Consider the following 12,630-nt stretch of genomic DNA (forward strand, 5'->3'; position numbering starts at 1 on the left):
TAAATTGATTTCTTTCACAAACATACAAATAGCCATACTCATTTATGGACTCATTTACTTACGTAAAAATGGGATTTGCTTTTTGGATATCCAGTTCAACTTTAATGCGCATATGCCATATATGAACAAGGCCACACAAAACGCTAAACCACTATATATTATTGCAATAAGTCTAGAATCTACCACATTTATGAAAGTAGATGTGAAATATAATCCTATACCTACTATACTAGATACCCCAATTACAGCAAAAAATCTCCCCATGTGAATCGAATAAGCCAATTCTTTTCGAATGTATATATAGTTTACGATACAAATCATGATATATATGATAAGTGTACTATAAGCCGCACCAGTTATACCAAATTGACTTACAAGTACTATATTTAATATGACTTTTACAAAACTCGCTCCAACAACTATCCACGCCGCTTGCTTAGAACGGTTAATTCCTTGCAAAATTCCTATTGATAATACCATAAGTGACGTAAAATACGAACTACCAATTAAAATAGCTAACATTCCGCTCCCTTTCGCATCTGTAAACAATCCAACATTTAACGGGATTGTAAGTGCCATGAGCCAGATTGTTATCGGCGTTGTTAAAACATGAGCAAGCTCATTTGTCCGTTCAATTGTTTGTTTTGCTAACACTCTATCTTTCTTTGTTAATGCAGCAGTTAACAATGGGATTAACGGAAATACCATCGCACTTGCAAACACGACAATTAATTGTGTAAACGCAAATCCACGACTATATATACCAAATTGTTCTTGAATCGTTGTAGTGGATTCATACAACATATGTGGAATCGTTACAGAATCAACTAAATTTAACACCGGCATCGATAATGCTCCAACTGCAATTGGAATCGAGACCTGAAGTATCTTTTTTGCATTATCTTTAAAATCTTGTAGTGAATATGTATTACTTTTATAACGATATATACTTTTTACATACTTCATTCTCAAATAGATAAGTGACGTAATTACTCCAAGGCAAGAACCAATCATTGCGCCGCCTGTTACAACATCACTCTCTTTATTCCAATATACAAATAAAAATGCAATTGCTAACATAAAGAAAACACGAATGAACTGCTCAATTACTTGTGACACCCCGGTAGGAATCATATCTCCAAAACCTTGGAAATATCCTCGATATACCGCCATATATGGTGCGATTAATAACGCAAACGAAGTTACGATTAATGGAAGTCTTGTTTCTTGTCCACCAAGCATATTTGCAAACATACTTGATCCAATCATAATAACTGAAAATCCAAGCACTCCAAATATTACTCCAATAATAGATGCTGAAGTAAATAGTTTGGCAATTCCATTCTCGTCATTCTTCTCATGAAGTTCAGCGATTAATTTTGATATAGCTAGCGGTACTCCCGCTACTGATAAAGTTAAAGCTATCATATACACAGGAAAAACAAGGCGAAAAATCCCCAGTACTTCATCTCCTGCTATATTTTGTAATGGGATTTGAAAAAAACTTCCCAACACTTTCGATAGAAACGTTGTAATCGTTAAAATCGCAGCGCCTTTCACAAACTTATTATTCATCTTCTAGCTCTTTTCTTTCAATATATAATTTCCATACATATTACAACATAAAACGAGATAGCTATATTCTTCTCTTTTTTGAAAAATTTCACTTTATCTCATTTAGCTATCATACCAAATTTCTTATACATTGAATACTCTCTTTCTTTCTATGTTTTAAATATAGTATGTACAATAACGCCTTATTTATATCCAGTTATTTCTTCAATTTACTACTTCTACTTATTCGGGATAAACATGTGCTATAATGTAGCTATTGTCAGTAAGAGGAGTGTTTACAACATGCTGAATTCGGTAAAAAAGCTGTTAGGAGATTCTCAGAAGAGAAAACTAAAAAAGTATGAACAACTTGTTCAAGAAATTAATAATCTGGAAGAAAAACTATCTGATTTATCTGATGAAGAATTGCGTCATAAAACGATCACATTTAAAAACATGCTTCGTGACGGAAAAACAGTGGATGATATAAAAGTTGAAGCGTTCGCTGTTGTACGTGAAGCAGCAAAACGTGTACTTGGATTACGTCACTACGATGTGCAGTTAATTGGTGGCCTTGTACTATTAGAAGGTAATATTGCAGAGATGCCAACTGGTGAAGGAAAAACATTAGTTTCTTCTCTTCCAACATACGTACGTGCTCTTGAAGGAAAAGGCGTTCACGTTATTACTGTAAACGACTATTTAGCAAAACGAGATAAAGAATTAATTGGCCAAGTTCATGAATTTCTAGGTTTAAAGGTTGGATTAAATATTCCTCAAATCGATCCTGCCGAAAAGAAACTTGCTTACGAAGCTGATATTACATACGGTATTGGAACAGAATTTGGCTTTGACTATCTACGTGATAATATGGCCTCTTCAAAAAATGAACAGGTACAACGTCCTTATCATTTTGCTATTATCGATGAGATTGATAGCGTTTTAATTGACGAAGCAAAGACACCTCTTATTATCGCTGGTAAGAAATCAAGCAGCTCTGATTTACACTATTTATGTGCAAAAGTTATTAAATCATTTCAGGATACTCTTCATTACACATACGATGCAGAATCGAAATCTGCTAGTTTTACAGAAGACGGTATTACAAAAATAGAAGATTTATTTGATATCGATAACCTATATGATTTAGAACATCAAACTTTATATCATTATATGATTCAAGCATTACGAGCTCATGTCGCTTTCCAATGTGATGTTGACTATATTGTACACGATGAAAAAATTCTACTTGTAGATATTTTCACGGGTCGTGTTATGGATGGTCGCTCTTTAAGTGACGGTTTACACCAAGCTCTTGAAGCAAAAGAAGGCTTAGAAATCACTGAAGAAAATCAAACACAAGCATCCATTACAATTCAAAACTTCTTCCGTATGTATCCAGCACTATCTGGTATGACAGGTACAGCAAAAACGGAAGAAAAAGAATTTAACCGTGTATATAACATGGAAGTTATGCCGATTCCGACAAATCGTCCGATCATTCGTGAAGACAAAAAGGACGTCGTATACGCAACAGCCGATGCTAAATATAAAGCTGTACGTGAAGATGTTCTAAAACACAATAAACAAGGACGCCCGATTTTAATTGGGACAATGTCTATTTTACAATCAGAAACCGTTGCTCGTTACTTAGATGAAGCAAATATTACATATCAATTATTAAATGCAAAAAGCGCAGAACAAGAAGCTGATTTAATCGCAACTGCTGGACAAAAAGGTCAAATTACAATTGCGACGAATATGGCCGGACGAGGTACTGATATTTTACTAGGTGAGGGTGTTCACGAACTTGGTGGATTACATGTAATCGGGACAGAACGCCATGAATCGCGACGCGTTGACAATCAGCTAAAAGGTCGTGCTGGTCGCCAAGGTGACCCAGGTAGCTCTCAATTCTTCCTTTCTTTAGAAGATGAAATGCTAAAACGTTTCGCACAAGAAGAAGTCGAGAAATTAATGAAATCACTGAAAACAGATGAAACAGGACTTATTCTAACTTCTAAAGTCCATGATTTTGTAAACCGTACACAATTAATTTGTGAAGGTAGCCATTTCTCAATGCGTGAGTACAATTTAAAGTTAGACGATGTAATAAATGACCAACGTAACGTTATTTATAAATTACGTAATAACTTATTACAAGAAGATACAAATATGATTGAAATTATTATTCCAATGATTGATCATGCTGTAGAAGCCATTTCTAAGCAATATCTTGTAGAAGGTATGCTTCCAGAAGAATGGGATTTTGCTAGTTTAACAGCAAGTCTAAACGAAATTTTATCAGTAGAAAATATGCCATCATTATCAGCAAATAATGTACATTCACCGGAAGATTTACAATCCGTTTTGAAAGAAACATTATCTCTTTATAAAGAGCGCGTAAATGAGCTAGATAGCCATACTGATTTACAACAGTCGCTACGATATGTTGCCCTTCATTTCCTAGATCAGAACTGGGTCAATCACTTAGATGCAATGACCCACTTAAAAGAAGGCATCGGACTAAGACAATATCAACAAGAAGACCCTACTCGTCTTTATCAAAAAGAAGCTTTAGATATCTTTTTATACACATATGGTAATTTCGAAAAAGAAATGTGCCGCTATGTTGCAAGACATTTAGGTGTTCCTGAAAACGTACAATAACGAGGTGAAAGATTATGTTATCATTCCTAAAAAAAGCTAAGAAAAACGGAAAAGATACGACTGTCTCTAGTAATCAACTATTCGGACAAGAAAGCACAAATACTGAAAATAAAACTGTAAAACCAACGCTTTACTTCCACCCTAGCTGGGGTGCAGTAGGACAAGAACAAAAATACATTTATCAATTTTTACATAAAGAACTACCGCGTTTAGAAGAATATCAAATTTCTTTATCTGGAATTGAGATTGAAAAGCGTGATAACGGTTATGACGTAGCTGTATTTATTCGCAGCACTGTTCCGAAACCAATTTCTTTAGAAGAAGTTACATTAATTCTTCTAAATAAAGAGAAAAAATTATGCGCGCGAAAAACATTCAACCTTTCTGCATTAGGAGATATTCCTGCAAATGTAAATATGCCGTTTATTTTTACATTTGAGCAAGAAACAATTACAGATGCTGCATTATCGCAAACGGATTGGGAATTAGCGTTCGAACTTGAAAGTAAGCATGTATTAGATTTAGATCCATCTTGGGAAGCTCAGTTACCTGAAGCAAGCAAAGAAGCTTTACGTAATTTCGTGGACAATTTAACACCTCCAAATGATGGTGAAATGAACTTCCTAGGTTTGCAAGCTGCACGAAAAGAAAACGGCGATTTACATACAACGCTTCTTATTCGTAACGGTTGTAAAGACAACATTCAACTAGAGCAACTTCCTCTTCATATTGAAGATGCCACAGGTGCAGTTGTTGTTAAAGGCGCTTTCACATTACCGAACCTTGAAATTAAAGCGAACACTACAAAACCGTGGTCATTTGTCTTCCCTGCTTCATCTATATTAAAAGAAGATATAGACCTATCTTCTTGGAAGGCACTTGTACCACAAGACTAATCACAGAGAGGCTCGCCTCTCTTACTTTTTTTCATACAAAAAGCCTGCTCAAAAAGATGGTCATCACACCTCTTTGGACAGGCTTTTTCTTTATGTAAAATTTATTTCGTTACGAATAAACGTTCAATATGATATTCAGCTTCTAATTTGCACATTTCATCTGCATGCTTTACTTTATTTCTTTTTAATTGCTCCACTTGTTCTTCGCTCGGTTTTTCATTAATAAGCTCGTTAATTTTTTCATTTACTTTCATTGCTAACGCTTGATGGAAATCTGGATGTCCTTTCAACTCGTCATCTACTTTATTGATCCAAGTTGATTTTGTGTATAAATACTGTTTCCACTGTTCAACAAATTGTTGCATATCAAACTTTTCTTCGTTCCATTCAATTTCTTTCATATACTTCTCAAAAGAAACAACAATTGAGCGTGTAATCCCAATCTTCACTCCGTGTGGTAACTGTTTGTACATCAATTATTCCCTCCAGCTTAAAGCTCTTCCTTCTGACAAAAAAGGAATCTCAAAATTCATATACATTACTATAATATCACATACCTAATCTAGAATGTTACTATACTGCTAAGAGGAATAAATGTCAACAGGCGTATAACATCTTGATATACAGATGTTATAAACAACAAAAACACCCTTATATAAGGGTGTTTCTTCATATAGTTTCCTTTTTTACAAATAGTAATTTATCTTTCTGCTCATTACTCGCCATCACTACTAACATCTTTTTAATATGAGCAGGTACTTGCTCTAGCGTTACACTCAATCCTGACTTATCCGACTGCTCAATGAAATTCAATAACGCCATAGCTCCTGATACATCCATATAGCGTGCATCTTTCATACGTAAAACAACCGGAGATTTTACGTCTTGTAAAGCATAAAAAACACGATCCACTGTTAAAAACGAAAGTGGTCCCTTAATTTTATATGTTGCTTCCTTTTCTTTTACAATAAAAACTTTACGTTCTTTACATTTCACCATGTATATAATGAATGAAAGAATAATACCGAACGCAACCGCGATCATTAAATCAAACTTCACTGTGACAATCATCGTTACGAGCATAACAACGACATCACCTTTTGGCGCTACATGCATTTTCTTCATGCTCTCCCAATCAAACATGCCAATACCAGTTAAAATTAAAATACCTGATAATACAGCAAGTGGAATGTATTGTACGACTGATCCAAGTCCCATAATGAAAATAAATAATATAACACTATGCATACTTGCTGAAAGCGCCGTTTTACCACCACTTCTTATATTAACGATAGATCGTACCGTCGCACCTGCCCCTGCTAATCCGCCAAACAATCCGCTCATCACATTACCGATACCTTGTCCGACCAGTTCTTTATTACTTTTATGACGTGTCCCCGTCACGTTATCCATTACGACCGATGTTAACAACGAGTCAATCGATCCTAATAAAGCAATACTAAGCGCTGGTAAAACAAGTTCTGCTACGCCTGTTCCACTTAAAGATGGAATATGAAGCGTTGGCATCGCTTCTGGAATCGTCCCAATCTTTTCAATCACCTTATTTAATGACAAAATTCCGATAACCGGTAACCTCACTGTAAGCCCTTCTAACGCAGAAGAAAATAAAGGAAGCATAGCTGTCACACCTACTAATGCGACTAAACTAGATGGGATTGCCTTAATCCACTTTCCAGAAACAATCATGACAATAATCGTTAATACGACGAGTAGAAAACTATTTTGCACATGTTTCATTTCACCTAAAATAATAATTAATGCGATTCCGTTCATAAATCCTGAAACGACAGGATACGGAATGTACCGCACGTAAGATCCAAGCTTACATACACCGAATAAAATTTGAAACAGTCCCGCCATCATAAATGCTATAAAACTCGCCTCTAATCCGTGCGTCGCAATAACCCCTGTTGCGATAACCGTAATCGGTCCAGTTGGGCCTGTAACCTGCCCAGGTGTACCACCAAATAACGCCGCAAATAAGCCTGCAAAAATTGCACCATACAATCCGACTAGTGCTCCCTCAGACGTTCCCGTTGCAGCAATACCAAATGCAATGGCAAGTGGCAACGCAACAATCGCAACAGTAAAACCTGCTAAACATTCCTTTGCTATTTTTTGAAACATATAATAACCACCTTTGTATAAAGTCCATTTTCCATTGTACACCTAAATAGATACATTCGTTAGTCCACTTTTTACAGTATCGTGACGTAAACGCATTCAATTACAAGCCCCTACCGCATCTTTGGAAACTATTATAACTATGATATAATGGATAAATTAAATCTTTTATTATATATTTGGAGGCACTATGCTAACTTTTGAAGAAAAATTATCGATCATTGAATCTTTCCCTGAATTAGAAAGAAAAAACGTATCATTAAAACGCGTGAACTTTCACTTTGAAGAAAGTCGTTTAGATAAAAAGAACGTTGTTTATCACTTACATCCAAACGGAAACGGATTTGTATATGCAAGTGGTATTAAAGGTTACAAAACGGATGATAAAGGTATGGTTAACATCCGCGAATTTTCAGCAGATGAGTTACGTTCAGTAATTGAGCAATCAATTGAATTACTTTCACAAGAAGAAGTAGTAATTCCTGCAGAACCTGCGAAAGAAGAAGAATGGCAGAACGAAGACGGTCATATCCTTACTCTTATCTCAGAGGACGATATGTGGAACGTGTACGCTGGTGTAAATTTAGACGGTACATTCAACTCTTATCCAGAAGCTGCGGAATACCTTGATGAAGAAGGATTTTCACGTAAATAATATAAAAAGCGGAGACTTATCGTCTCCGCTTTTTTTATACATCTGTTCCCAAACTAAAAACATAAGAAATTAATGCTCTCACATCCATTAATTTTTTTGGCGTCTAAACATCATCGCTCCCAAAATTAATGCGAACATACCTGCAAGAATAGAAGTAGATTCTACTGCCGCTCCACCTGTTTGAGGAAGTAATTTTAATTGCTTATTACTTTCTTTACTAGATGGTACTTCATTTTTATTTTGTACATCTTGTTTGTTTTCTGCTTCTACTTTACCTTGAATCTCTGGTTTGTTTGAAACTTTTGGCTGCTCTTTTACTTCTGACTTATTTGGTTCTTCTGGTTTCACATGTATTTCCGGCTTCTCCGTAACTTCTGGCTTCTCTAGTTCTTTCGGCTCTTCTGTTACTTTCGGTTCTTCCGGCTTTTCTTCTTTTATTTCTTCTATTGTTTCTTCTTCACCTTGTTCTTCTTCTGGTTTTACATGTATTTCCGGCTTCTCCGTAACTTCTGGCTTCTCTAGCTCTTTCGGCTCTTCTGTTACCTTTGGCTCTTCCGGTTTTTCTTCTTTAATTTCTTCTGTTGTTTCTTCTTCAACTTGTTCTTCTTCTGGTTTTACATGAATTTCCGGTTTCTCCGTAACTTCCGGTTTCTCTAGCTCTTTCGGCTCTTCTGTTACTTTCGGTGTTTCTGGGTTAGTTGGAGCTTCCAGTTCTTCTATCGATTCTTCTTTACCTTGTTCTTCCACTTCTGTTACTTCGTGGATTTTTATATTTGTAATATTATATCCGTTAACTTTCGATTGATATCCTGATACTGGTTGTTCTTTCACTTCATACGTATGAGCTTTTCCTTCACTATCAACTGCTGGTAACTTTCCAAACTCATATTTCCAATCATTTTCTGCCGTAACTTCTTTCGTTGCAATGACTTTACCATTTTGCAGTAAATCTACTTTAATCGTTTTCGGGCGATCGTTTACTTTATCGCCTTCCCACGTTTTCGTTCCTGCAACAGATGTAGTTTTTAACTTATTTGGAACCATAAGTTTTATTCCATTTGTAGCATCCGTCTTAATTGTGAAAGGAATTTTCGCTTGTGAATCAAACTCTACATAGTTCGGAGCAGATATTTCTTGTACGTAATAATTACCTGGAGTAAGGTTTGGCGCTTCAACTATTCCGTCTTGATTTGTTGTATAGGAATCACCAATTTGCTGACCTGACTCTGTAAACAATTTAAAAGAAACACCTGGAATAAACTTATTCTCGTCTCCTTCAATATGTTTTACAATTTGCAGCGTTCCTTTCGCAGGTAAAACCCCTTCAGCCCCACCGCCAAATGATATATTTTCAACCTTTACACTATTAGATTCAGTACTAGGTTTCTCATATAAAATTTGATAATCAAGCTTGTAGTCATTCTGTAGATGTTTCAACTTTTTCCCGCTATCAGTAATCGTTGATGTATAGAAAATGGTAAACGACGTAGCATTCGCCATATGTCTATAAATTACAACTTCGAATGAGTTATCACTAGTAAGCTTAATGTATCCATAACCTCGGTCTTGAAATTGTTTAAGAGATACATACTCTTTATTGTTGATAGTAATAGTAAAACTATCTTTATTTAGCGTTTGTCCTTCTTGTAACGTATCTTTTAAAACGATGTTGTCATGTAAATATTGTTTCTTTAAATTTATATTTAAAAACCAACGCACTTCATTACTTTTGTCTGGCTGAATATCACCAGACTTATAGAAAAAGATTCCCGGTTCTGTACCTTCTCCTTTTGGATGCGTAATACTTACCATTTGTTTTTCTAAATCTGTCCCTAAATTCGTTTGTACATCTTTCGTCTTTCCGGCTTCAACATTCGTACCTTGAACAGTGAAATTAAAGTTCCCTCTAATATTTTCAAGCTTTTCTACCGTATCATTAAATGTACAAACTACATTATTTGCATTAATCTGGCACGTACCAAAAATACGCCCTGAATCATCCTTTAATGGAATTGTGCCACTATAACCTTTTAATTCTGGTGGCAGTGCTAACGTTAATGTATCCCCAGATTTCATCTTCTTTCCAGGCTTTTCACTAAAGTTTACATGTATCGTATTCTTTTCTCCATAATTTAATTTCGTCTTTTCAAATGAAAAACTATCCACAAATCCTGTCGTATTTAATTCTTGAGCATGCCCTATAATAGGCATAAAAATTTGTCCAATAAAAACCGTAAAAATAAAACAAATCACAGATATTCTTTTTAAATATGTACTCATAAAACCTCCAATATTAATTGTTACTCTTTTTTGCCGTGAGATCCATTCCACCCAAAATACCCCTTAAACTAAGGGGATACGGACTAAAGATTATTTGCAGCATCAAACCATCGTTAGTTCTACACATAAAGTAATAAACAGCACAATTCATTAACTTATATTGCATCATTTTTACTTTTTTCGGGCAGCCAACAATAAATACTAGTCCCAATAAAAATACATTACAAGACTGTTCATTTACATATTAATTTGTTACTATATTCATGCTACCAAAATATACTAAATGACCACTTTGTCCATCAGGTCATCTGATGACTGAATTTCTTTATCTTTTACCGATAATTCTCCTTCATAACTTCATTCCACTCTTACTAAAATTATTATTTCAACATCTATAAAACTCACCTAAGTAATTTACTAAAACCTTATTTAAAGCGCAATATACGGCATTTTTAATCAAAGTGCAATGCCACAAAAAGTATTTTCGAATAATAATAAAAGAGAATTTGACTAGAAGATAAATACCATTTTTTTAATCGTTTTTTAAAAATAAAGCTACCTTTTCGTATTAGAAAAGGTAGCTTTATCTGTATAGACAACCGCTCTACCACTTACTTTTTGGCGCCTTTCAACGACTCTCTCAGGACAAATTTTTGTAATTTCCCACTTGCATTACGAGGAAGTTCATCCAAAAATAAATAATGACGTGGACGTTTATAATCCGCTAATTCATCACTTTCTTTACAATACGTTTCTAAATCAGCCTCTGTAATTGTTTCATCTTTTTTCACAACAACTGCCACAACACGTTCTCCCCATAATTCATCCGGCTCACCAAGCACCGCAACATCTAATATACCAGGATGACTATGAAGGAAATCTTCAATTTCACGTGGATAAATATTAACGCCTCCGCTAATTACCATATCATCCACACGATCTGCGACGAATAAATAGCCATCTTTATCGAAGTAACCTAAATCACCAGAGTGATACCATCCTTTATACATCGATTTTGCATTTGCCTCTTCTCGGTTATGATAACCAGCCATCATAGTTGGACCGCGCAAAATAATCTCTCCTACTTCATAAGGAGGTAATACATCATTTGGCTCTGCTGGTGCATCTTCATTCGGTTTCACAATGCGGATTTCATGACTAAAGCACGGTGTTCCTGCTGAACCTGCTTTCGTAATTTGATCCTCTTCTACGAGAAACGCAACAACAGGTCCCATTTCTGTCATTCCATAAATTTGTACAAGATCAATATAAAGACGTTCTTTACATTCCTTCACTAATGCTGGTGCCATTGCAGCCCCGCCGTATATACCAATCTTCATGGAAGTTAAATCGTACTGTGTTAAATCTTTTTGCAACAACATATTCCACATCGTCGGCGCTGCAAAAAACGTCGTAATCTTCTCTTCTTGAATTGTATGTAATACTGTTTCTGTGTCAAAATGATGTAAAATAACATTCTTTCCACCAACTTGAATGCGCGGTATAATTCCAGCATTCAACTCACCGCAATGATATAACGGTGCTACAACAAGCCCAATACTATCTCGATTATATTTTAGGAAATACGTACAAATCATACTATGCTCAGCCATTTCGCGATGACGATGTAATACACCTTTCGGATGACCTGTCGTACCACTTGTATACAGCATAGAACAATAATCCATTTCACCAATTTCAATATCTACTTTTTCGGAAGATGCTTCATTTACTTTTTCATGGTAGGAGCTAGCATAAGAAGGTGTATCGTCTTCTACATACCAAAAAGACGAATTCGGAAAATCTCGTTCAATGATAGCAACAGTTGATTCAACTGCTTTTTCAAAGACTACTACTTTCGAGGCTGCGTCTTGGAGAATATACGATACTTCTTTTGCCTTTAAGCGGAAATTAATCGGGTTAAAGATTGCCCCTATTTTCGCACAAGCTAAGTAAACGTTTACAAATTCACGGCAATTATATAAGTAAACAGATACCGTATCGCCCTTTCTTACCCCTTCTTCTAATAGAGCATGCGCCGTTTTATTTATTTGCTCATCCCACTGTTTATACGTCCAGCGAATATTTTTTTCTGGTTCCACTAATGCCTCTTTATTCGGATACTTACCAACAGATAAATCGAAAATTCTCCCTATCGTCATGTACATGCCAACAATTTCCCCCTTTTCTCTTTCATAAATCTATCATTTCGTCCATAAGTAGACATTGTCCTTTAATGATTTGACTAATTTTTCTGATTATTATCAACATAGTTTTACAAACAGTTCCGCTTTTGGCGGTAAGTGAAATTATATCGGCGATTTTCCGGATATATCGGCGCAACTTGAATTATATCAGCGATTTTCAAAATATATCAGCGCAACTTGAATTATATCAGCGATTTTTCGAATATATCGACTTACCGACAAA

Annotated in this window: 8 protein-coding genes; 3 read left to right on the forward strand and 5 right to left on the reverse strand. The window is 35.4% G+C overall.

Features of this window, described 5'->3' with window-relative positions; all coding sequences use genetic code 11:
* Positions 1-54: 54 nt before the first annotated feature.
* Positions 55-1,575, reverse strand: a complete 1,521-nt coding sequence (locus ACTFSI_RS19460; RefSeq protein ID WP_138322424.1) for a putative polysaccharide biosynthesis protein — start codon at positions 1,573-1,575, stop codon at positions 55-57.
* A 282-nt stretch (positions 1,576-1,857) separates the two neighbouring features.
* Here ACTFSI_RS19460 and secA2 point away from each other — a divergent pair, with 282 nt between their 5' ends.
* Positions 1,858-4,224 carry an accessory Sec system translocase SecA2 gene (secA2, locus tag ACTFSI_RS19465; protein ID WP_113741918.1) on the forward strand — a complete coding sequence of 789 codons (2,367 nt, stop codon included), beginning with the start codon at positions 1,858-1,860 and terminating at the stop codon, positions 4,222-4,224.
* 14 nt (positions 4,225-4,238) lie between these two features.
* Entirely contained in the window at positions 4,239-5,120 is an 882-nt protein-coding gene (locus ACTFSI_RS19470) for an accessory Sec system S-layer assembly protein (RefSeq protein WP_440045574.1), read from the forward strand.
* A 101-nt stretch (positions 5,121-5,221) separates the two neighbouring features.
* On the opposite strand, the gene ACTFSI_RS19475 is transcribed toward ACTFSI_RS19470, so the two are convergent.
* Together ACTFSI_RS19475 and ACTFSI_RS19480 are read right to left on the reverse strand one after the other, a co-directional pair.
* Entirely contained in the window at positions 5,222-5,593 is a 372-nt protein-coding gene (locus tag ACTFSI_RS19475; RefSeq protein WP_000278023.1) for a hypothetical protein, read from the reverse strand.
* 196 nt (positions 5,594-5,789) lie between these two features.
* On the reverse strand, positions 5,790-7,268 hold the full coding sequence (locus ACTFSI_RS19480; RefSeq protein WP_440045575.1) for a SulP family inorganic anion transporter: 1,479 nt from the start codon (positions 7,266-7,268) through the stop codon (positions 5,790-5,792).
* Positions 7,269-7,455: 187 nt separating this feature from the next.
* On the opposite strand from ACTFSI_RS19480, the gene ACTFSI_RS19485 reads away from it, so the two are divergent.
* Positions 7,456-7,920 (forward strand): hypothetical protein, encoded by a 465-nt coding sequence (locus ACTFSI_RS19485; RefSeq protein ID WP_000955016.1) that lies wholly within the window; start codon positions 7,456-7,458, stop codon positions 7,918-7,920.
* An 87-nt stretch (positions 7,921-8,007) separates the two neighbouring features.
* On the opposite strand, the gene ACTFSI_RS19490 is transcribed toward ACTFSI_RS19485, so the two are convergent.
* Together ACTFSI_RS19490 and ACTFSI_RS19495 are read right to left on the reverse strand one after the other, a co-directional pair.
* Entirely contained in the window at positions 8,008-10,200 is a 2,193-nt protein-coding gene (locus ACTFSI_RS19490) for a Cna B-type domain-containing protein (RefSeq protein ID WP_440045576.1), read from the reverse strand.
* A gap of 611 nt (positions 10,201-10,811) precedes the next feature.
* Positions 10,812-12,368 carry a fatty acid--CoA ligase gene (locus ACTFSI_RS19495; RefSeq protein WP_440045577.1) on the reverse strand — a complete coding sequence of 519 codons (1,557 nt, stop codon included), beginning with the start codon at positions 12,366-12,368 and terminating at the stop codon, positions 10,812-10,814.
* Positions 12,369-12,630: the final 262 nt, after the last annotated feature.

The organism is Bacillus cereus group sp. MYBK101-2 (assembly GCF_051918845.1).
Classification (GTDB): Bacteria; Bacillota; Bacilli; order Bacillales; family Bacillaceae_G; genus Bacillus_A; species Bacillus_A paranthracis.

Bases quoted from the DNA above. Each gene is read 5' to 3' on its own strand.
- ACTFSI_RS19460 (WP_138322424.1), bottom strand. From the start codon at position 1,575: ATGAATAATAAGTTTGTGAAAGGCGCTGCGATTTTAACGATTACAACG.
- secA2 (WP_113741918.1), top strand. From the start codon at position 1,858: ATGCTGAATTCGGTAAAAAAGCTGTTAGGAGATTCTCAGAAGAGAAAA.
- ACTFSI_RS19470 (WP_440045574.1), top strand. From the start codon at position 4,239: ATGTTATCATTCCTAAAAAAAGCTAAGAAAAACGGAAAAGATACGACT.
- ACTFSI_RS19475 (WP_000278023.1), bottom strand. From the start codon at position 5,593: ATGTACAAACAGTTACCACACGGAGTGAAGATTGGGATTACACGCTCA.
- ACTFSI_RS19480 (WP_440045575.1), bottom strand. From the start codon at position 7,268: ATGTTTCAAAAAATAGCAAAGGAATGTTTAGCAGGTTTTACTGTTGCG.
- ACTFSI_RS19485 (WP_000955016.1), top strand. From the start codon at position 7,456: ATGCTAACTTTTGAAGAAAAATTATCGATCATTGAATCTTTCCCTGAA.
- ACTFSI_RS19490 (WP_440045576.1), bottom strand. From the start codon at position 10,200: ATGAGTACATATTTAAAAAGAATATCTGTGATTTGTTTTATTTTTACG.
- ACTFSI_RS19495 (WP_440045577.1), bottom strand. From the start codon at position 12,368: ATGTACATGACGATAGGGAGAATTTTCGATTTATCTGTTGGTAAGTAT.